The sequence below is a fragment of the Acidovorax sp. PRC11 genome (genome assembly GCF_031844105.1).
GTDB lineage: Bacteria > Pseudomonadota > Gammaproteobacteria > Burkholderiales > Burkholderiaceae_C > Paracidovorax.
In genome coordinates, this window is record NZ_JAUZUQ010000005.1 from 256,595 (window position 1) to 277,230 (window position 20,636).

General features: G+C 69.7%; 20 protein-coding genes. 12 read left to right on the plus strand and 8 right to left on the minus strand.

Annotation, left to right across the window (positions count from 1 at the left end):
• Positions 1-93 precede the first annotated feature (93 nt).
• The 5 genes from Q9R47_RS08145 (at position 94) to hisD (ending at position 4,125) form a co-directional block, all read left to right on the plus strand.
• Entirely contained in the window at positions 94-342 is a 249-nt protein-coding gene (locus Q9R47_RS08145) for a BolA family protein (RefSeq protein WP_311232727.1), read from the plus strand.
• 2 nt (positions 343-344) lie between these two features.
• A complete protein-coding gene (murA, locus tag Q9R47_RS08150; RefSeq protein ID WP_311232698.1) occupies positions 345-1,658 on the plus strand; it encodes a UDP-N-acetylglucosamine 1-carboxyvinyltransferase in 1,314 nt (437 codons plus the stop codon).
• Entirely contained in the window at positions 1,655-2,317 is a 663-nt protein-coding gene (gene hisG / locus Q9R47_RS08155) for an ATP phosphoribosyltransferase (RefSeq protein ID WP_311232699.1), read from the plus strand. Before murA ends, hisG begins: the two co-directional genes overlap by 4 nt.
• A 104-nt stretch (positions 2,318-2,421) precedes the next feature.
• The gene (locus Q9R47_RS08160; RefSeq protein WP_311232700.1) at positions 2,422-2,775 is read left to right on the plus strand and encodes a hypothetical protein; all 354 of its coding nucleotides are present in this window, start codon (positions 2,422-2,424) and stop codon (positions 2,773-2,775) included.
• A gap of 36 nt (positions 2,776-2,811) precedes the next feature.
• On the plus strand, positions 2,812-4,125 hold the full coding sequence (gene hisD / locus Q9R47_RS08165) for a histidinol dehydrogenase (protein WP_311232701.1): 1,314 nt from the start codon (positions 2,812-2,814) through the stop codon (positions 4,123-4,125).
• Between the two features lie 212 nt (positions 4,126-4,337).
• On the opposite strand, the gene Q9R47_RS08170 is transcribed toward hisD, so the two are convergent.
• Positions 4,338-4,682, minus strand: coding sequence for a DUF2917 domain-containing protein (locus tag Q9R47_RS08170; RefSeq protein WP_311232702.1), 345 nt, complete (start codon positions 4,680-4,682; stop codon positions 4,338-4,340).
• Positions 4,683-4,836: 154 nt separating this feature from the next.
• Here Q9R47_RS08170 and Q9R47_RS08175 point away from each other — a divergent pair, with 154 nt between their 5' ends.
• From Q9R47_RS08175 to hisA, 7 genes are all read left to right on the plus strand, one after another.
• Positions 4,837-6,294, plus strand: a complete 1,458-nt coding sequence (locus Q9R47_RS08175; protein WP_311232703.1) for a PLP-dependent aminotransferase family protein — start codon at positions 4,837-4,839, stop codon at positions 6,292-6,294.
• Between the two features lie 58 nt (positions 6,295-6,352).
• Positions 6,353-6,595, plus strand: a complete 243-nt coding sequence (locus Q9R47_RS08180) for a CopG family transcriptional regulator (RefSeq protein WP_311232704.1) — start codon at positions 6,353-6,355, stop codon at positions 6,593-6,595.
• Positions 6,592-7,041, plus strand: a complete 450-nt coding sequence (locus tag Q9R47_RS08185) for a PIN domain-containing protein (protein ID WP_311232705.1) — start codon at positions 6,592-6,594, stop codon at positions 7,039-7,041. The genes Q9R47_RS08180 and Q9R47_RS08185 overlap by 4 nt, the downstream gene beginning before the upstream one ends.
• Positions 7,038-8,150: a histidinol-phosphate transaminase gene (gene hisC, locus Q9R47_RS08190; protein ID WP_311232706.1), complete on the plus strand. Its 1,113-nt coding sequence runs from the start codon at positions 7,038-7,040 to the stop codon at positions 8,148-8,150. The genes Q9R47_RS08185 and hisC overlap by 4 nt, the downstream gene beginning before the upstream one ends.
• On the plus strand, positions 8,147-8,788 hold the full coding sequence (hisB, locus tag Q9R47_RS08195; RefSeq protein WP_311232707.1) for an imidazoleglycerol-phosphate dehydratase HisB: 642 nt from the start codon (positions 8,147-8,149) through the stop codon (positions 8,786-8,788). The genes hisC and hisB overlap by 4 nt, the downstream gene beginning before the upstream one ends.
• Before the next feature lie 2 nt (positions 8,789-8,790).
• The gene (gene hisH / locus Q9R47_RS08200; protein ID WP_311232708.1) at positions 8,791-9,459 is read left to right on the plus strand and encodes an imidazole glycerol phosphate synthase subunit HisH; all 669 of its coding nucleotides are present in this window, start codon (positions 8,791-8,793) and stop codon (positions 9,457-9,459) included.
• Positions 9,460-9,535: 76 nt separating this feature from the next.
• Positions 9,536-10,282: a 1-(5-phosphoribosyl)-5-[(5-phosphoribosylamino)methylideneamino]imidazole-4-carboxamide isomerase gene (gene hisA / locus Q9R47_RS08205; protein WP_311232709.1), complete on the plus strand. Its 747-nt coding sequence runs from the start codon at positions 9,536-9,538 to the stop codon at positions 10,280-10,282.
• A 152-nt stretch (positions 10,283-10,434) separates the two neighbouring features.
• On the opposite strand, the gene Q9R47_RS08210 is transcribed toward hisA, so the two are convergent.
• The 7 genes from Q9R47_RS08210 to Q9R47_RS08240 all read right to left on the minus strand — a co-directional run.
• The gene (locus tag Q9R47_RS08210) at positions 10,435-11,640 is read right to left on the minus strand and encodes a spherulation-specific family 4 protein (RefSeq protein WP_311232710.1); all 1,206 of its coding nucleotides are present in this window, start codon (positions 11,638-11,640) and stop codon (positions 10,435-10,437) included.
• 123 nt (positions 11,641-11,763) lie between these two features.
• Positions 11,764-13,137, minus strand: a complete 1,374-nt coding sequence (gene pelG / locus Q9R47_RS08215) for an exopolysaccharide Pel transporter PelG (protein ID WP_311232711.1) — start codon at positions 13,135-13,137, stop codon at positions 11,764-11,766.
• Positions 13,137-14,675 (minus strand): GT4 family glycosyltransferase PelF, encoded by a 1,539-nt coding sequence (gene pelF / locus Q9R47_RS08220; protein ID WP_311232712.1) that lies wholly within the window; start codon positions 14,673-14,675, stop codon positions 13,137-13,139. The genes pelG and pelF overlap by 1 nt, the downstream gene beginning before the upstream one ends.
• A complete protein-coding gene (locus Q9R47_RS08225; RefSeq protein ID WP_311232713.1) occupies positions 14,672-15,685 on the minus strand; it encodes a hypothetical protein in 1,014 nt (337 codons plus the stop codon). Before Q9R47_RS08225 ends, pelF begins: the two co-directional genes overlap by 4 nt.
• The gene (locus Q9R47_RS08230; protein ID WP_311232714.1) at positions 15,678-17,096 is read right to left on the minus strand and encodes a PelD GGDEF domain-containing protein; all 1,419 of its coding nucleotides are present in this window, start codon (positions 17,094-17,096) and stop codon (positions 15,678-15,680) included. Before Q9R47_RS08230 ends, Q9R47_RS08225 begins: the two co-directional genes overlap by 8 nt.
• A 7-nt stretch (positions 17,097-17,103) precedes the next feature.
• Positions 17,104-17,658: a penicillin-binding protein activator LpoB gene (locus Q9R47_RS08235; RefSeq protein ID WP_311232715.1), complete on the minus strand. Its 555-nt coding sequence runs from the start codon at positions 17,656-17,658 to the stop codon at positions 17,104-17,106.
• Positions 17,659-17,714: 56 nt separating this feature from the next.
• Positions 17,715-20,636, minus strand: a 2,922-nt coding sequence (locus Q9R47_RS08240; protein WP_311232716.1) for a tetratricopeptide repeat protein, incomplete at its 5' end; no start/stop codon positions are given.

Consider the following 20,636-nt stretch of genomic DNA (forward strand, 5'->3'; position numbering starts at 1 on the left):
GACCGGCTGCCTGCCGGGCCGGCCCTGCGCAGGCGCGCCGGACCGGCCGGCAGGGCCCATCCACGAACCGCTTTCTACGACGCTCCTCCCATGATCACCGCCGACCAACTCAAAGACCTGATCCGCGCCGGCCTGCCCTGCGAACACATCGCGCTGGAAGGCGACGGCCGCCACTGGTATGCGACCATCGTCTCGGCCGAGTTCGAGGGCAAGCGCGCCATCCAGCGCCACCAGCGGGTGTACGCCACGCTGGGCGGCCGCATGCAGACGGACGAGGTGCATGCGCTGTCGATGAAGACCTTCACGCCCGCCGAGTGGGCCGCGCAGCCGCGGGGCGAGTGATCATGGACCAACTCCAGATCCGCGGCGGCCGCGCCCTGACCGGCGAAGTGCCGATCTCCGGCGCCAAGAATGCCGCACTGCCCGAGCTGTGCGCGGCGCTGCTCACGGCCGAGCCCGTGACCCTGCTCAACGTCCCGCGCCTGCAGGACGTGGCCACCATGCTGCAGCTCATCCGCAACATGGGCGTGTCGGCCGAGCATTCCCAGGGCGGCGAGCGCGCCGACAGCGGCACCGTGCGCATCGACGCCGGTGCGCTGTCGACGCCGGAGGCGCCCTACGAACTCGTGAAGACGATGCGCGCCTCGGTGCTGGCGCTGGGCCCGCTGCTGGCGCGCTTCGGCGAGGCCACGGTGTCGCTGCCCGGCGGCTGCGCGATCGGCTCGCGCCCGGTGGACCAGCACATCAAGGGGCTGACGGCCATGGGCGCCGAGATCCTGGTGGAGCACGGCTACATGATCGCGCGCCTGCCCGTCGGCCGCTCGCGCCTGCGGGGCGCGCGCATCACCACCGACATGGTCACGGTGACGGGGACCGAGAACCTGCTCATGGCCGCCACGCTGGCCGAGGGCGAGACGGTGCTCGAGAACGCGGCGCAGGAGCCCGAGGTGGTGGACCTGGCCGAGATGCTGATCGCCATGGGCGCGCGCATCGAGGGCCATGGCACCAGCCGCATCCGCGTGCAGGGCGTGGAGCGCCTGGGCGGCTGCACGCACCGCGTGGTGGCCGACCGCATCGAGGCCGGGACGTTCCTGTGCGCGGTGGCGGCCACGGGCGGCGAGGCGCTGCTGCGCCATGCGCGCGCCGACCACCTCGACGCCGTCATCGACAAGCTGCGCGAAGCCGGCGCCTCGGTGGAAGCGGTGGAGGGGCCGGCGGGCGGCATCCGCGTGCGCAGCCCCGGCGCGGGCCAGTTGCGGGCCCAGAGCTTCCGCACCACCGAATACCCCGGGTTCCCGACCGACATGCAGGCGCAGTTCATGGCGCTCAATGCGGTGGCGCAGGGCGCCTCGCGCGTCACGGAAACGATTTTCGAGAACCGCTTCATGCACGTGGACGAGCTGCTGCGCCTGGGCGCGCGCATCCAGGCCGACGGCAAGGTGGCGGTGATCGAGGGGCTGGGCGACACGGGCACGCTGCTGTCGGGCGCCACGGTCATGGCGACGGATCTGCGCGCCTCCGCGAGCCTGGTGATCGCCGGGCTGGTGGCCACGGGGCAGACCACGGTGGACCGCATCTACCACCTCGACCGGGGGTACGACTGCATGGAAGGCAAGCTGCGCGCCCTCGGCGCCGATATCGAAAGGGTGAAGGCATGACGGCCCAGGACGACGTGATCACGCTGGCTCTCTCCAAGGGCCGGATCTTCGAAGAAACCCTGCCGCTGCTCGCGGCGGCCGGCATCGAGGTGCTGGAGGACCCGGAAAAGTCGCGCAAGCTGATCCTGCCGACCAACCGGCCCGAGGTGCGCGTGGTGCTGGTGCGCGCCACCGACGTGCCCACCTATGTGCAGTACGGCGGCGCCGACCTCGGCGTGACCGGCAAGGACACGCTCATCGAGCACGGCGGCCAGGGCCTCTACCAGCCGCTCGACCTGCAGATCGCCAAGTGCCGCGTGAGCGTGGCGGTGCGGCAGGACTTCGACTACGCCAGTGCCGTCCGGCAGGGCGCGCGCCTGAACGTGGCCACCAAATACACCACCATCGCGCGCGACTTCTTCGCGGCCAAGGGCGTGCACGTGGACATGATCAAGCTCTACGGCAGCATGGAGCTGGCGCCGCTCACCGGCCTGGCCGACGCCATCGTGGATCTGGTCTCGACCGGCAGCACGCTGCGCGCCAACCATCTGGTGGAAGTGGAGCGCATCATGGATATCAGTTCGCACCTGGTGGTGAACCAGGCCGCGCTCAAGCTCAAGCGCGAGCCGCTGCGCCGCATCATCGATGCCTTCGCCGCGGCGACCGAGCGAAAAAGCTGAAATCCGCTGCATGGATGGGTTCCTGCCGAAATAAACGCCAAAATGCGAATGCCGGGAAAATCGTTTCCTGGCGCATCATTTGTTTCAAATCGGAGGGAGTCCCCATGTTCAAGAAATTCCTGCTGCTCGGCAGCCTCGCCCTCGGCGGTGCCGCCTTCGCGGCCGACGCGGATTTCACGCTGGTCAACCGCACGGGCTATGCACTCAATGAAGTGTTCATCTCGCCCACGAAAATGGACAATTGGGGGGCCGACCGCCTGGGCAAGAGCCAGCTCGCCAACGGCGCGTCCCGCAAGTTCAAGTTCGGCGACACCAAGCACTGCGTCCAGGACATCAAGGTGGTGTTCGCCGACGACGGTTCCGAAGTCGAGTGGGAGGGCCTGGACCTCTGCGAGCTCGACAAGATCACCCTGAAGTACAACCGCAAGACACGCGAAGTGTCGGCCGAGACGGAATAAGTCGAGTCTCTGCCGCCGAACCGCCCCGGAAGATCCATGAAAGCCACGCCCGCCCGCCTGCATACCGAGAGTGCCGATTTCGAGGCCGCCTTCCGGGAACGCCTGCATTGGTCCGCCGACACCGACGCCGCCATAGAGCAGCGCGTGGCCGACATCCTGGCCGACGTGCAGGCGCGCGGCGATGCGGCCGTGCTGGAGTACACGGAGCGTTTCGACGGCCTGGCGGCGCCCTCGGTGGCGGCGCTGGAGCTGTCGCAGGCGGAGCTGAAAGCCGCTTTCGATGCCTTGCCCGCGGTGCAGCGTGACGCGCTCGAAGCCGCTGCGCGCAGGGTGCGCAAATACCACGAGGCCCAGAAGAAGGCGAGCGGCGAGAGCTGGAGCTACCGCGACGACGACGGCACGCTGCTCGGCCAGAAGGTGACCCCGCTCGACCGCGTCGGCATCTACGTGCCGGGCGGCAAGGCGGCATACCCCTCCAGCGTGCTGATGAACGCCATTCCGGCCCACGTGGCCGGCGTGCAGGACATCGTCATGGTCGTGCCCACGCCGCGCGGCGAGAAGAACCCTTTGGTGCTCGCTGCGGCCTACGTGGCGGGCGTGAGCCGTGCCTTCACCCTCGGCGGCGCGCAGGCCGTGGCCGCACTGGCCTACGGCACGGCCACCGTGCCGAAGGTGGACAAGATCACCGGCCCCGGCAATGCGTACGTGGCCAGCGCCAAGAAGCGCGTGTTCGGCACCGTGGGCATCGACATGATCGCCGGCCCGAGCGAGATCCTGGTGCTGGCCGACGGCACCACGCCGCCCGACTGGGTGGCGATGGACCTGTTCAGCCAGGCCGAGCACGACGAACTCGCGCAGTCCATCCTGCTGTGCCCGGATGCCGCCTACATCGACGCGGTGCAGGCGGCCATCGACCGCCTGCTGCCAGACATGCCGCGCGCCGAGATCATCGCCAAGAGCCTCACGGGCCGCGGCGCTCTGATCCTCACGAAGGACATGGAAGAGGCCTGCGCGATCAGCAACCGCATCGCGCCCGAGCATCTGGAGGTGTCGAGCCGCGACCCGCACCGCTGGGAGCCGCTGCTGCGCCACGCGGGCGCGATCTTCCTCGGGGCTTATACCAGCGAGAGCCTGGGCGACTACTGCGCAGGCCCCAACCACGTGCTGCCCACGAGCGGCACCGCGCGGTTCTCGTCGCCGCTGGGCGTGTACGACTTCCAGAAGCGCAGCAGCCTCATCGAGGTGAGCGAGCAGGGCGCGCAGACGCTGGGCACCATCGCCAGCGTGCTGGCGCACGGCGAGGGGCTGCAGGCGCATGCGCGCGCAGCGGAGATGAGGCTGAAGCAGTAACACCCCCCTGAGCGGCTTCGCCGCTTCACCCCCGCTCTCGCCATGCTGCGCACGGCGGGAAGGGGGACGCAGCCGTCGCTGCGGGGAGGCCTTTGGCTTGCTGCCGCTGGCCTTGCGCCGCGCCGGTATCGGAGGCTGCGGACTGTGGCGCACACAGAACTCCAGCCATCTCTGGAAAAGCGTTTCTCCGTTTCGCTGGAGGAAGCGCGCCGTCAGGCCGCTGCGCGCACGGCCCCTGACGTGCCGCCTTGGGACAAGGCCGGCTCCACGACCCATCGCAGTTGCAGCGGTTCGGGGCCGTCAGCGCCGGCGTACAGCCGGCCGGGGCCGGGCAGGGCCAGGCCCTGGCCCGGTTCCAGGAACCAGTCGTCGCCTTCGCCGTGCTGCGTGATCCAGGCACGGCCGGACAGCACCCGCAGCGTGGCGTGGCCGCCGGGCGCGCAGTCCAGCGCGCGGACCGGTTCGCCGGGAGCCAGCGTGGCCACGAGGGTCTGGGGGGCTGCCGCGGGGCGTGGGACCAGGCGGCGCAGGAAGGTGAGGGCGGGTGCGGAGTTCATGGCTTGCACTGTGTCTGCGCGTTCGTTGCCGCGACAGCCGCAGCCCTGCAGCACCCGGACCGGTACAGAACGCTGCGCCGCGCACTCTGTACTGCACGACCTGCCGGGCATCTGTACTGCTTCTGGCCTGGTGAGGCGATACAGAATCGCTCCAATGCCCGAGACCGATTCCACCCCGCTGTACCTGCAGATCGCGTCGCAGATGGCCGGGCTGATCCGCAACGGCACCCTGGTGCGCGGAGCGCGCATGCCCTCGGTGCGCGAACTCGCGCGCCAGCGCGGCGTGGCCCAGAGCACCGTGGTGCAGGCCTACCACTGGCTGGAGGACGCGCAGCTCATCGCGGCGCGGCCGCGCTCGGGCTATTTCGTCGCGCCGCGGCCGGCCGTGCTGCCCGAGCCGACGGTATCGCGCGGACTGCGGCGTCCGCGGGACGTGTCGGTGGATTGGCTGGGCCAGCGCATCCTGGGCGCCGCGCAGCCGGCGGACGTGGTGTCGTTCAGCAGCGGCACGCCGGGCCCGGACCTGCTCGACGTGGACCGGGTGCGCCGTGCCGTGGCGCGCTCGGTGCAGCGCCACCGCCAGCTGCTCTGCGTGTATCCGTCGTCCGACGGACACGAGGAGGCCCGCCGCGCGATCGCGCGCTATGCCGTGGGCATGGGCTGCAGCCTCGATCCGGAACGCATCCTCGTCACCGGCGGCTGCATGGACAGCATCAGCCTGTGCCTGCGCGCCGTGACGGAGCCGGGCGACGTGGTGGCGCTGGAGTCGCCCACGCATTTTTCCTTCCTCGAAGTGCTGCAGGGCCTGCACCTGAAGGCGCTCGAGATCCCGACCCATCCGCGCCACGGCATCTCGCTGGATGCGCTGCAGCTCGCGCTGGAGACCCAGCCCGTGAAGGCACTGATCGTGGTGCCCACCCTGAGCAATCCGCTCGGCGCCTGCATGCCCCAGGCCGAGCGCCGCCGCCTCGCGCAGCTGGCTTCGCGGCATGGGCTGGCGGTGATCGAGGACGCCGTCTACAACGACCTCGCGGAAGCGGACGAGCACCGGCGCACCGTCAAGTCGCACGACACCACGGGCCACGTGATGCTGTGCAGTTCCTTCTCCAAGACGCTCGCGCCCGGGCTGCGCCTGGGATGGGTGGAGGCCGGCCGGTGGACCGAGACGCTGCGCCGCATGAAGGACCTGCAGGCGGGCGGGCAGTCGCCGGTGCTGGAGCTGGCCCTCGCCGAATTGATGCTGCAGACGGGGCATGCGGCGGCGATGCGCCAGCTGCGCACCGCGGTCGCCGCGCGCATGGACGCCGTGCGGCACGTGATCGCGCAATCCTTCCCTGCGGGCACGCGCGTAAGCGATCCGCCCGGCGGTCTGCTGCTGTGGCTGGAGCTGCCGCGCGGGCTGGACACGCTGCAGCTCCACCAGGCTTGCCTGGACGAGCGCATCCTGGTGCCGCCCGGCACCGTGTTCGGCACGGGGGGGCGCTTCCGCAACTGCCTGCGCATCGGCGTGGGCGGTGACTGGACGCCCGAGCACACGGCCGCTTTACAGCGGGTGGGTGCCATTGCCTGCGCGATGCCTTCGCGGACCACCTCATCGGCTGTAGCGGCGTAAATCGTCACGAACTTCGTGGCACACGAAGTTCGTGGAAATTTCCTGTACCATCCGTGCCGTGAAGAACGTCACCGTCACCATGGACGACGCGGTCGCCGAATGGGTCCGCGTCGAGGCCGCCCGGCGCGGCACCAGCGTGTCCCGCATGCTGGGCGAATGGCTGGCGGAGAAGATGCGCCAGGAGGACGCCTATGCCCAGGCGATGCGCGAGGCCCTGGCCTTCGAAACCTGGGGCGCATCGGTACGCCCCTACTTGGCGCGGCCCGAACTGATGGAACGCGAGGAGCCGCCTGCGCCATGAACACGCCCCTGTTCGTCGATACCGGCGTGCTGCTCAGCAGCGTGGACGACCGCGATCCCGCCCGCCAGGCCCGCGCCCGCGAATGGCTCGCGCTGTGCTGGAGCACACGCCGCGGCCGCATCAGCTCGCAGGTGCTCAATGAGCTCTACCACAACGCCGTGGCCTGCTTTCCGGGCCCCGAGACGCTGCACCTGGTGCGCGCGCAGGTGCGCCGCCTGCGCGTCTGGCAGCCGCCGCACCTGGATGCCTACGTGGTCGACGGCGCCTGGGATCTGCAGGACCGCTACGGCCTGAGCTACTGGAACGCGCTCATCGTCGCTTCCGCGCACCAGCAGGGCTGCCGCCACGTGCTGGGCGACGTGCTGCCCCACGGCCAGCGCTACGACGCGGTGCGCGCCGTGAACCCCTTTCTCGTCACTCCCGACGCTCTGGAATCGCTCGAATGACCGACACCCTCGCCGCCGCGCTCGGCCGCATCCGCCCCGACGTCCGCGCCATGCATGCCTACGCCGTCCAGCCCGCCACCGGCGTGCTCAAGATGGACGCGATGGAAAACCCGTTCCCGCTGCCGCCGGAGCTGCAGGAGGCGCTGGGCCGGCGCCTGGGCGCGCTGGCGCTGAACCGCTATCCCGGCGTGCGGCTGGCGGACCTGAAAGTTGCGCTCGCCGCGCACATCGGCATGCCGGCGGGCTTCTCGATGGTGCTGGGCAACGGATCGGACGAGATCATCACGCTGCTGGCGCTGGCCTGCGCGCGGCCCGGCACGGGCGGGCGCGCGACCATGCTCGCACCCATGCCCGGCTTTGTGATGTACCCGATGAGTGCGCAGCTGCAGGGCCTGGACTTCGTGGGCGTGCCGCTCACGGCCGATTTCGAGCTCGACGAGCCCGCCATGCTGGCCGCCATCGCGCAGCACCGTCCGGCCATCACCTACCTGGCCTATCCCAACAACCCCACGGCCACGCTGTGGGACGAGGGGGCGGTGCAGCGCATCATCGACGCGGTGGGCGCCCAGGGCGGCATCGTGGTGATGGACGAGGCCTACCAGCCCTTCGCCAGCCGCACCTGGCTGGACCGCATGCGCGCCGAGCCCGCGCGCAACGCCCACGTGCTGCTGATGCGCACGCTCAGCAAGTTCGGCCTGGCCGGCGTGCGCCTGGGCTACCTCGCGGGCCCGGCGGCGCTCGTGGACGAGATCGAGAAGGTGCGCCCGCCCTACAACGTGAGCGTGCTCAACTGCGAGGCCGCGCTGTTCGCGCTGGAGCATGCGCAGGTGTTCGCCGCGCAGGCGGCCGAACTGCGGGCCGCGCGCACGCGGCTCATCGCCGCGCTGCGCGCCATGCCGGGCATCGAGCGCGTGTGGGACAGCGAGGCCAACATGGTGCTCGTGCGCGTGCCCGACGCGGCGCGGGCCTTCGAGGGCATGAAGGCCCGCAAGGTTCTCGTCAAGAACGTTTCTACAATGCATCCCTTGCTGGCCCGCTGCCTGCGCCTCACGGTGGGCAGCGAAGCCGACAACGCCCAGATGCTCGACGCACTCCAGGCTTCCCTATGACTTCCTCCTCCGCACTCGTTCCCTCCACCGCCCCCGAGGGCCCCGGCGCCGACCGCACGGCCGAGGTCGCCCGCAACACCGCCGAAACCCGCATCCGCGTGCGCGTGAACCTCGACGGCACGGGCGCGGCGCGCCTGTCCTCGGGCATCGGCTTCTTCGACCACATGCTCGACCAGATCGCGCGGCACGGCCTGATCGACCTGGACATCGAGTGCGAGGGCGACCTGCACATCGACGGCCACCACACGGTGGAAGACGTGGGCATCACGCTGGGCCAGGCGTTCGCGCGGGCCGTGGGCGACAAGAAGGGCATCCGCCGCTACGGCCACGCCTATGTGCCGCTCGACGAGGCGCTCTCGCGCGTGGTGGTCGATTTCTCGGGCCGGCCGGGCCTGCACATGGACGTGAAGTTCACGGCCGGCAGCATCGGCCAGCTCGACACCCAGCTGGTGTACGAGTTCTTCCAGGGTTTCGTGAACCATGCGGGCGTGACGCTGCACATCGACAACCTGAAGGGCTTCAACGCACACCACCAGTGCGAGACGATCTTCAAGGCCTTCGCGCGCGCGCTGCGTTTCGCGCTCGAGCGCGACCCGCGCTCGGCCGGCGTCATTCCCTCCACCAAAGGCTCGCTGTAGCCATGAACCTCGAATCGAAGACCGTCGCCGTCGTGGACTACGGCATGGGCAACCTGCGATCCGTGTCGCAGGCCGTGCAGGCCGCCGCCGAAGGCAGCGGCTGGAACGTGGTGGTGACCTCGCGCCCCGAGGACGTGCGCGCCGCGCAGCGCGTCGTGCTGCCGGGGCAGGGCGCGATGCCGGACTGCATGCGCGAGCTGCGCGAATCCGGGCTGCAGGAGTCCGTGCTGGAGGCCGCTGCCTCCAGGCCGCTCTTCGGCGTCTGCGTGGGCATGCAGATGCTGCTGGACCACAGCGCCGAGGGCGACACCCCGGGCCTGGGGCTGATCCCCGGCGACGTGGTGCGCTTCGACCTGGCCGGGCGCCTGCAGCCGGACGGCAGCCGCTACAAGGTGCCGCAGATGGGATGGAACCGCGTGCGGCAGATGCCGCACGGCGGGGCCGTGCACCCGGTCTGGGCCGGCATTCCGGACGACAGCTACTTCTATTTCGTGCACAGTTTCCATGCGCTGCCGCGCGATGCGGCGCACACTGCAGGGGAAACCGATTACGGCGGCCGCTTTGCATCCGCCGTGGCCCGCGATAACATTTTCGCCACCCAGTTCCATCCCGAGAAAAGTTCCGAGCACGGCCTCGCGCTCTACCGCAACTTCCTCCACTGGAAGCCCTGATCCTTCCGCCTCCGCCTTCCTCCCACCCCGGCCGGACCCCGTCCGCCACGGCATTCCTTCATCTTTTTCCTCCATCATGCTGCTCATCCCCGCCATCGACCTCAAGGACGGACACTGCGTGCGCCTCAAGCAAGGTGACATGGATCAATCCACCACCTTCGGCGAAGACCCGGCGGCCATGGCGCGCAAATGGGTGGATGCCGGCGCGCGGCGCCTGCACCTCGTGGACCTGAACGGCGCCTTCGCCGGCACGCCCAAGAATTACGCCGCGATCAAGGCCATCCTCAACGAGGTGGGCGACGACCTGCCCGTGCAGCTGGGCGGCGGCATCCGCGACCTGGACACGATCGAGAAATACATCGACGGCGGACTGCGCTACGTGATCATCGGCACCGCGGCCGTCAAGAATCCGGGCTTCCTGAAGGACGCCTGCAGTGCCTTCGGCGGCCACATCATCGTGGGCCTGGACGCCAAGGACGGCAAGGTCGCCACCGACGGCTGGAGCAAGCTCACCGGCCACGAGGTGGTCGATCTCGCGAAGAAGTTCGAGGACTGGGGCGTCGAATCCATCGTCTACACCGACATCGGCCGCGACGGCATGCTCTCGGGCATCAACATCGAGGCCACGGTGAAGCTCGCCCAGGCCCTCACCATCCCCGTCATCGCCTCCGGCGGTCTGGCCGGCATGGCCGACATCGAGCAGCTCTGCGCGGTGGAAAAGGAAGGCGTGGAAGGCGTCATCTGCGGCCGCGCCATCTACTCGGGCGACCTCGACTTCGCCGCCGCGCAGGCCCGCGCGGATGTGCTGAACGGCGTGGCCTGAGGCTTTCTGCGTCGCGCCCTGCAGCGCAGCGGCATGGAACCCGGTTGCATACGGGTTCGCCTTCCTCGGATAACTGGGCGGGAAGCCGAAGACAGTGCTATGGCACGGCGAGGCGAACCAACGGGCGTGATCCGGTTGAAGGCGAATCCGTATCAGCAGGCGGGCGGCGTGCGACCCTGGTTCACGGCCGACACGGTCTGCAGCAGGGCCGTCCAGTACGAAGGCAGCGACTCCCACGGGTTGCCGATGTCCTTGACCGGGTCGTACTGCAGGTCGGTCATGTAGACGAGTCCGGCGTTGTACAGCGGCGATGCGGCGGACTGCACGGCCTTCTGCATGTCGGCGCAGGAGGCGGTGTCGTGCACCAGCGAGCTCTGCCGGTTGTTGGACAGCGTGTAGAGCCACGGCGTGGTGCGCGGATCGTAGGTGGCGTAGGTGGTGTTGCGTGCCTCGAAGGTGACGAGCACGTCGGCCACCGCGGCGTAGTCGGCGGTGTTCGGCACCATGCCCGGATTGCCGATCACGCGCAGGTCGGCGCCCTTGGCCTTGATGTACGCGTAGATCTCGCGGTAGCCGCTCAGCTTCGAGGCATCGGAGGACATTTCATCCAGGAAGATGCCGCTGATCAGGTTGCGCCCGTAGAGCGCGAAGTACGCATCGATGTTGGCCTTCACGGCCGCGAGCGATCGGGCGCCGTAGCCCGTGTAGACATAGCCCACCACCTTGCCGCCAGCGGAGACGAACGCACCCAGTGCGCTCGTGTAGGCGGCCTCCGCGGCAGTGAACTCGCCGTTGTTGGGGTTCACGATGGCCGTGACCTGGACCGCGGGATTGGCCGCCGCGCCGGAGGCCAGGCGTGCCCATTCGGTGCCGGAGGACGGATGGAAATAGGCGGGCACCAGCACCTCCAGCGCTGCGGGTGCGGGGCGCAGGTACACGATGCGTGTGGCCGTCGCGGTGGCGGCAGCCGACGAGCCCGAAGATACCGAGACCGAGGCGCTGAGCTGCTGGCGGCCCGGCGTGGTGCCGTTGAACGCGACCGTGGCCACGCCCGACCGGGTGGTGCCGCTGGCCGAGAACGTGCCGGGCGACGCCGAGAAGCTCACGGGCGTTCCATCCGCCGCGGCCGCGCCATTCACCGTGACCTGGGCGCTGAGCGACAGGGCCGAACCCACGCTGTAGACGTTTTCCGCCTCCGGTGCCGCGAAGCTCACGGCGACACTCGTCGGGGTGGTGGGCGTGTTCGGGTTCGGCGGGTTGCTGCCGTCGGACGAACCTCCGCCTCCGCCCCCGCAGGCGGCGATCAGGGCGGCCAGCGAGAGGCTGCACCAGCGGATGAGGGGACTGATTCGGGCCATGGCAATTCCTCTCTGGGAGGCGATACGACGAGACACCCGATTGTCTTCCGGGGCTGCGCTCGCGGCATCGCCGTTTTTTGTGGGTTTTGTAAAGTTTGGACACATTTGGAGCGCTGGGGCCCCTTACTGCAGCATGAACGTCTCGTACTCGAGCCGGTTCAACTGGCGGGACAGCAGGTACATGCCGGTGCACAGCGTGAGCAGCGTGGCGACCGCGAAGCCGTAGCCGTAGAGCGCCGCGCCGGCATGCAGCGTGAAGCCCGTCAGCAGCACGTTGAGCGCCACGAACTGCACGCACAGCAGCAGCACGATGCGCCGCTGGTCGAGGTAGAAGAACACGTTCAGGATGGCCATGAGGCCCACCTGCAGGCCCGCGCCGATCACCTGCACGTGCAGCAGCGGCAAATACAGGCGCGAGATGCCCAGGCCGCTCAGGATGGCGGGACCGGCGACGAAGGTGATCAGCACGGCCAGCGTCTGGATCTTGGCGATCTCGCCCAGGCCCTGCTGGATCGAATACACCATCTCGTCGCGCATCGCCTCGATGTATTCGAGCGAGCCGCCGCTGCGCACGGCGTCGTAGAACTTGTCGTAGTACTCCACGAAATCGGTCTCGATGCGCACGAGGAACACCGCCATGCCCGGAATGATCGACAGGTAGGCCAGGAACACGGGCAGGTCGTAGATCAGCGAGGCGCGCAATCCGCCGATGATGGGCTCGGAGGTCGGCGGGAAGTACCAGAACATGAACTTGTCCACCCAGATGCCGAAGTTGTAGAGGAACCCGATGGCGATCAGGGAGGGGTAGAGCAGTTTGCGTTCGGCGAACTCGAAGGCGATGATGCGGCCGCGCGGGTTGAACTCCCGCACTACCAGCAGCCACATGCCCGCGAGCAGCAGGTAGTTGCCGATCACGAAGCCGGCCAGCAGGCCTTCCAGGCCCCAGGGGCGCATGAGCAGCGAGCTGAGCACGACGACGGCGTACGACACGCCGAACAGCCCGACGATCGCCTTGTAGCGCTTCATGCCCGAGAGCAGCACCGTGAGCACCCAGACGTCGCACATGAGCGTGAAGCCCGCGAGCATGAGCATGCGGTAGACGAGGCCCAGGTTCGGCAGCAGCGTGAACAGCGCGAGCGTGCCGAGCGCCGCGGCGGCAAGCGTGGTCACCAGCATCAGCCCGTGCAGGTTGGGCAGGATCGCGTCCTTGCGCTTCTCGAACAGCCGGTCGGAGACGAAGCGCGTGAACGCGAGCTGCACCAGCCCGGTCAGGATCAGGCTGCCGGCCACCATGTAGGTGACGGAGGTCTGGAACTGCGTGACCAGCACGCCCGGCACGACCACGCTCGCGCTGAAGATACCGATGAGCAGGATGCCCACGATGGAGAACACCCACGGCCCGGAGCCGATGACGCCCGCGTACGCGTAGGCCTGCACGAGGCCCACCAGGGTGTTCTTGCGCAGCATGCGCCGCAGCTCGAATCCGATGCCGGCCATCAGCGGGGGCCCTCCGTCTGTGCGAGCGCCTGTTCATAGACGCGCCGGTAGCGGTCGAACATGAGCGTGTCGGTGTAGTAGCGTTCGACGCGCGCCACGGCGGCGCGGCTCGCGGCATGCCAGGCGGGCGCGTCGTTGATGAGTGCGAGCGAGGCGTCCGCCAGCTGCTGCGGGTCGGCGATGGGCACCACCTTGCCCGAGGCGCCGAGCGCGCGGTCCTCGTCGTCCAGCCCCTCGATGAGCTGGCGGCACGAGCCCACGTCGGTGGAGACGGCCGGCACGCCGGCGGCGTAGCCCTCCAGCAGCACCAGCGGCAGCGCCTCGCTGATCGACGAGAGGACGACGAGGCCGATGCGCGGCATCAGGTCCTCCACCTTCTGGAAGCCGAGGAAGCGCACGTTGTTCTCCAGCCCCAGGCTGCGCACGAGGTTCTCGCACTCCTGCGCGTAGGCCCCGTCTTCCTCGGTGGGCCCGGCGATCCAGCCTTCGGCGTCGGGCCGCTGGTTCACCACCCGGCGCATCGCGCGGATGAACGTCTTGATGTCCTTGATGGGCACCACGCGGCCGATCAGGCAGAGGACCGGCGGCACCTCGGCTGGACGCTGGCTGCGCAGCGCGGCGAACCGCCCGAGCTTGATGCCGTTGGGAATGTTGAACGTGCGCTCGGGCGCCGCGCCGTCGGCCACCTGCCGCATCCGGTTGGCCTCGTAGAGCGCGATGATCGGATCGGCCGACGCATAGCAGTAATAGCCCAGCCACTCGAAGAACTGGATCCACATCTGGCGGAAGTACGACAGCTCGGTCGGATCGCGCTGGAAGATGTTGCGGTTGTCGCGGATCCACTCGCTCTTGAAGAGGTCGATCTTGCGTTCCTTGGTGTAGATGCCGTGCTCGGAGAGGATGAGCGGCACGCCGCGCATCTGCCGCGCCAGGCCGCCCAGGTAGCCCGCGTAGCCGGTGGAGGCGCTGTGCACGACGCGCACGCGCGGCATGCCGCGGGCCACGCGCGCCAGCATCCAGAGCGGCTGGTACATGATGCGCACGGTCCAGAAGTAGTCCACGAACGACGGATCGGTGCAGTGCTCGCGGTAGCTCTGGCAGATGATCTCCCAGGCGCGCTCGCTGTAGAGGAAGTCCTCCATCGGCAGGCGTCCGCCGGGCTGCATCTCCAGGCTGATGCGCTGGAAGGCCGCGATCGCCTCGGGGCTGCGGTGGCCGAGCCGGAAGGAGTCGACCAGCGTGCGCACCATCTCGAGCGCGGCGCGGTCGCCCTTGCGGCGCGCGGGCATGGAGCGCACGCCGAGGTGTTCGTAGAGGTAGTGCTCTTCGAAATGCACCACGTTGGGCGGCAGTTCGTATTTGAAGCCGGAGTAGTCCTCGCGCCGGCTGCCGAGGAAGACGATGGCGAAGCGGTATTCGGGGTAGGCCCGGATGATCTGGTTGATCCAGCTCGACACGCCGCCGCTCACGTAGGGGAAGGTACCCTCGAGCAGCAGCGCGATGTCGGCCTCCTGGGCCTGGGGATGGACGTCGCTCATCGGGCTTTCCAGTAGTCGAGCACGGGCCGCAGGCGCGGCAGGGCGCGCCACTGGCCGAGCTCCTGCAGCAGCGCGCGGGCCTGCGCGTAGTCGCGCCGCTCGAAGCACAGCTCGGCCTGGTAGGGCAGCACCCGCGTGGCGGGCAGGCCGAGTTCGCGGGCGCGCGCGTAGGCCTCGCCCGCTTCGGCGGCCAGGCCCTGGGCATGCAGCAGGCGGCCCCGCCGCAGGTTGAGCTGCGCGTTGCCGGGCGACTGCGCCAGTACCCTGTCGCAGTAGCGCAGCGATTCGTGGATGGCGTGGGTGCGCAGGTCGCCCTGCACCAGTTCCTGGTAGACCAGTTCCCAGTAGAGGTCGGAGAGCCGGTGCGCGGCCTCGAGCGTCTGCGGCCCGGGCGTGGCGCCTTCCTCGGCTTCCGCGCGGCGCAGGGCGTCCAGCTCGCTGTCGATGGTGCGGTTGATGCGCTTTTCGAGGGTGTCGAGCATGCCGTAGGCGAGCAGCCGCAGGTCTTCGCTCGGATCGCTCAGGATGCTGCGCAGCAGCGGCGACGCGATGCGGCCCGAGACGTGCTGCAGCGCGACCATGGCGCGCAGGCGGGTCTGCATGGGCGCCTGGGCGTTGCCCAGGAAGGACCGCAGCCCGGCCTGCCGGAAGCTCGCCTGCATGCGCTGGTGCAGGTCGAATTCCGGCAGCTGCAGCGATTCGAAATCGTCCTGGCCCTGCGGCGTGCGGTAGAGGCGCAGCACGACCACCGCCACCACCACGCCGACGAAGCCGGCGATCGGCACGGCGTAGCTGAAGACCGCCATGAGCGCCATCACCGGCAGGCGCGGGCGGGCCTGTTCGCCCGACAGCAGCGGCAGCAGGCACAGCGCCAGCATCGCGCAGGCGAGCGCATGCACGATGAGGTAGCTCGCGAGCGCGGCGTCGGAGCGCCCCTGCAGCATCAGTGGGCCGCTCCAGGCGCCGATCTCGAGCAGGAAGGCGGTGATGCCGAGCTTCAGGTTAAGCATGGGCCATCCCGTGCAGTCGCTCCAGCACCGCGAGGGGTTCGCCGTCCAGCGGCACCACGTGGGGAAAGATGCCGGCCTCGGCGAGCGGCTGGCCGTTCTTCTGCTGCGCCCAGTTCTCGAGCCGGTTGATGTAGCCCTCCGCCGTGGCCTGGTCGCCCAGCGGCATCAGCATGGCCAGCACCTGGCGCTCCGGGCCGGTGATCAGCCAGCTTTCGTCGAGTTCGCGCTTGAGCCGCTCGATCTGCGACGGCAGGCCCCGCTCGATGGCGCGGGGCAGGAATTCGAGCGCCACGATGATGCTCGGCACCCGGGTGGTGTCGCGCATGTGCGCCAGCCGCTGCGCCTCGAAAGCGAAGTCGGCGGGGCAGTCCGGAATGCGCTCGATGAGCGGCCGCGCCAGCGTCTGCATCGCGAGTCCGTCGGTGTAGTAGCCCAACAGCAGGTTGATGGTCTGGAGGTTCTCGTCCTGCAGCGAGAAGAACGGCATGTCCTCGATCACGAGCAGGCCGTAGATCTCGCCGCCCAGGTCCAGCAGCGGCGCCACGGCGAGGTAGCGGGTCTGCTGCTGGTGCGTGAGCAACTGGCTGATGTGGCAGAGCTTGCGGGTCTCCAGGGCCTGCAGCACCAGCGGATCGCGCGTGTCGAGCGGCTCGCTGCCGCTGCCGATGCGCGCCACGGGTTCGGCCTCGGCCTGGTCGTCGGTGGCGGCGTGCAGCGCGGCCGATTCGAGCTGACAGTACTGCGCCAGCAGCCGCAGCAGGGTCTGCGCGCCCTGCGCCGGGTCCTGCTCCTGCGCGTCCACGCTCTGCAGCGTGGCGAGCGCATCGCGCATCGACATGGGGCGGCCGATGAGTTCCTGTTCCAGCCGGTCGTGCGACAGGCGCAGCAGGTAGTACTGCCGCACCAGGTGCTCCAGGCGCTGGTCGAGGTAGAGCTGCACGTTCTCGGCGCGCCGGGTGCGTGCCTGCCACAGGCTGGAGAATTCGCCCACGATCAGCACGAGGATCAGCCCGCCCAGGAAGAAGAGCTGCGGGAAGCGGTCGTAGTGGCCGATGTTGACCAGCAGCCAGCCTCCGAGCAGCACCACGGCGCCGCCCAGCCCCGCCAGCGGCCCGTAGCGCAGCGCCACGATCACCGGCGCGAACCAGGCCCAGGGAAAGTCGCCTTCGCTCCAGATCGGGTCTTCCGGATGCAGCAGCAGGCCGAGCGCGATCGCCAGCCCGGGCAGCAGCAGCGTCTCCAGCAGCATGATCGCGGGCCGCGTGTCGGTGGCGGCGAGCTTGCCGAGCAATTGCTCCGGCAACGGCCGCATGGCCGCGCGGCCCTTGGCGGGCGCAGGGGTCGGCGCGGCGCCGACCGCTCGGCGGCGGCCGGCGGCTGCGGCGGGCGGGGAGGACTTCTCCGGCGGCATGGCGGCGTCAGCGGGCACCGGACAGGCCGGAGTCCATCAGGCTGCGGATCAGCTTCTGCGCCACGCCCGAGAGGGATTCGCGGCTCCAGCCGCTCTTGCCGCCGGTGCCGCTCCAGAGGGTGTCGCCCGTCGCCACGTCGATGATCTGCAGCGTGACGCCGGCCGCGGGTTCGCCGTCCACGCCGACCTTGTAGCGCCATTCGTCCACCGCGCCCGCGAGCGCGTACTTGGCCTGCTTCTCGCGGGCCCAGCCGAGGACTTCCTCCTGGCGCTTGGCATCGCCCGCGTCGAAGAGGGCTTCCTGCTGCGCGCCGCCGGGATAGCGCTGCACGCGGCCGATCCCGCGGGCCTGGAGCAGGGCGAGCGAGATCGCTTCCGCTCGGTTGCCCGCCAGCGGGGTCTCGGTGTGGTTCGCGAAGGGCAGCACCACCCAGGTGGCGTTGCGTTCGAGCGGCGGAGGCGTGCCGCGGTCGATGGTGGAGCACGCCGCGAGCAGCACCAGGATCAGGCCTCCGGCGGCGCCGGTACGCAGGCGTTGCAGCAGGGAGCGTGGATGTTGCATGGGGGAGTCCTTTCTTCCTTGGAGAAACGGTTCGGGGTTCTTCGAATGCATGGATATCAGAAATGCAGGCGGTAGCTGAAGGCCAGGTTGCGGTTGAGGCCCTGCTGCAATTGCAGCCCGGACTTGCTCATTCCCCAGGTCAGGCCCAGGTGGTCGCCGCCGATCACGCTGCCGGCCACACCCACGCGCAGCTCGTAGCCGGGCCCCAGGCGGCTGTGCCAGGTGCGGCTCGCGCTGGCGTAGGGCCGCAGCGTGCGCGAATACTCTTCTTCGTAGCGCATGTTGGTCGACACCTGCAGGCCGTAGTAGCTGAAGCTCTCGGGCAGGAAGTAGTCCTGTCCGGGCTCGATGCCGGGCAGCAGGTAGCGGCGGAATTCCTGGTCGCGCGGCGAGAGCGAGAAGATGTCGTTGCGCGAGAAGTCGTGGCGCGACCAGAATGCCCCGAACTCCAGCAGGGGCGCCTCCTGCCGGTAGGTGTGGGTGTAGCTCAGCGTGGTGTGGCGGCCGCTGCCCAGGCCCGTGCCGGTCTGCAGGCGGTAGCGCTCGTTCGCGTACTCGATGGAGAAGCGGTCCAGGCGCGTGGCCTGGTAGCGCACGCTCGCGCCCGCGCGGTCCTTCATGCCCGCGATGCGCAGCGCCAGGCTTTCCTGGCTGGGCAGCTGGAAGCCGAGTTCCATGCGCAGCGTGAGGCGGTTGTCGATGCGCTGCTCGTGCTCGATCTGCACGGGGGTGTAGGCCTGGAAGCTCACGCGGCGGCCGGCGCGCAGCGTGGTCTCGCCGTCCGGATGGCGCCAGTGCAGGCGGGCGTCGAACACGCTTTCGTCGGGCGGGTTCACGACCACCAGCGGGTCGCTGGAGCGGCGGCGGATGCTGGCGAATTCCAGGTCGAGCGCCAGCCGCGGATCGAAGGCGATGTGGAAGCGGCTGCCGCCCTCGACCTCGTCCAGGCCGCCCAGCTGCTGGATCTTGCCGTAGCCGCCGGCGTGGTCGCTGAAAGCCAGCAGGGTTTCGGTGAGCTGCAACTGCAGGGGTTCGTCCTCGCGCTGCTCGCCCTGCGCCTCGAAGGCCGCGCTCTGCGCGAGCCGCACGTCGTCCACCGCGCGCGCGGCATTCACGCGGTCGTAGCGCGGCAGGCGCTCGTCGAACTGCTCCAGCAGCTGCCCGGTGGCGGCCTTGTCGTCTTCGGCCAGCGCCACCGTGATCTCCGCCCAGAGCGGCCGGTTGGTGCGCGTACCCCGGGCGCGGGCGTACTGTTGCCAGAGGTAGCCGCGCTCGGCGGTGTATTCGCCGGCGTCCTGCAGCCAGCCGATGGCGGTTTCGGCCGCCGCGTTGGACATGCGGCCGCGGTCGTCCGTGTCCATGCGCAGCAGCTCGCGCAGCACGTCCAGTGCCGGATCGCCGGGCCGTTGCGTCAGCATGAGGCGGGCGCGCGCGACGCGGCGGGTCGTGTCCAGCCCCTCCTCGGTGAGCCAGCGGGCGCGGGCCTGCTGCGGCGTGAGCCGCCGGCCCTTGTCGCCCTGGCGCGCGGCCTGCCATTCGCGCGAGAGCAGTTCGCGGCGCAGGCGCCAGGAGCGGTCGGTCTGCTGGTTCTGGTCCAGCGCGTCCGCGTAGTTCATGAGCCAGAGGAAATCGTCCTGGTGCTGCGCCACGCGCGGCGTGAGGTAGCGCTCCAGCGCCGCCTGCGGCAGCGAGAGCGCCTGGTAGGCGGCCGCGAGCGCGTCCTTCACGTCCTCGTCGCGCGCCCAGTTCCGCTCCTGCGTCGTCAGCAGGGTACGCAGGGACACCGCATCGTTGCTGTCGATGAACAGCCAGATCAGCGCCTGCCGCATCTCGGACGAATCCGGGCTGCTGCGCAGGCCGTCCTCGTAATAGCGGCGCGCACGCGCGAGGTCGCCCTGGCTCTGGTAGTAGCCTCCCGCCAGGCGCAGGAATTCGGGGATCTCCCGCAGGGCGGCCACGGACTGCTTCGTCTCCTGCGAGCCGTCTTCCAGCTTGCGCATCAGGGCGCCCATCGCCTCCCACTGGTTGCGGCTGGAATAGACCGAGAGCGCGTCCACGAGATAGCGCGGATCGCCGAATTTCTCCCAGGCGAGCGCCGACACCTTGGCGCCTTCGAGCGGCTGGTCCGGCATCAGCAGGCGGATCAGCGCGTCGTAGTCGGAGCGATCGTGGTCCTTCGCGCCCACCAGCGCCCGGTAGGCCTGCACGGCCAGGGCCTGCCGCTGCCGGCTTTCGGCGAGCTGGCCGGTCAGGCGCCAGAAATCCATGGCGGCGGCTTCCGACGGGGCCTGGCGCTGCTGGGCGGCCTCCAGCCAGCCCAGGCCTTCGTCGGGCCGGTCGTGGGTGAGCGCCAGCACCGCCGCGCGCATGGCGCGCTCGGGGGTGAGCTGCTTCGGATCGGCCAGCAGCCGGCGCCAGGTCTCCAGCGCCAGCGTGGGCTGGCCGGCGCGCTCGGCCAGCTGGGCCAGCAGCTCCACCGTCTCGGGCGTCCTGGCGTGCTGGCGCAGGTAATCGATCGCCGGCTGGGGCTCGCCGATGCGTTCGTAGGCCGCCACCAGCTGGCGGATCAGCGCGGCATCGTCGGGCCGCTGGCGCAGCTGGAAGCGGATGCCCTGCACCAGCGCGGTGTCGTCGAACTGCCCCGGCGCGATCCGCAGCACGGCCTGCCAGGCGGCTTCCTTCTGCGTACGCTGCGCCACCACCAGCCAGTTCTGCAGCGCCACGCCGGGCCGCTGCGACCATTCCGACACCTGGGCGAGCCGCTCGCGCCAGGCCATGTCGTCCGGGCGGGCCTGCACCGCGGCGTGCGCGATCAGCCAGGCGTCGTCGAGCTTGCGGTTTTCCAGGAAGACTTCGTACGCGATGCCGTAGATCTTCTCGTCGTAGGGCAGCAGGTGCGCGGGCATGGGCACCGGGGGGGCGGCCACGGCCGGTGCCGGGGCGGGCGCCGCTGCCGGGCGCGCCGCGCCGGATGCAGC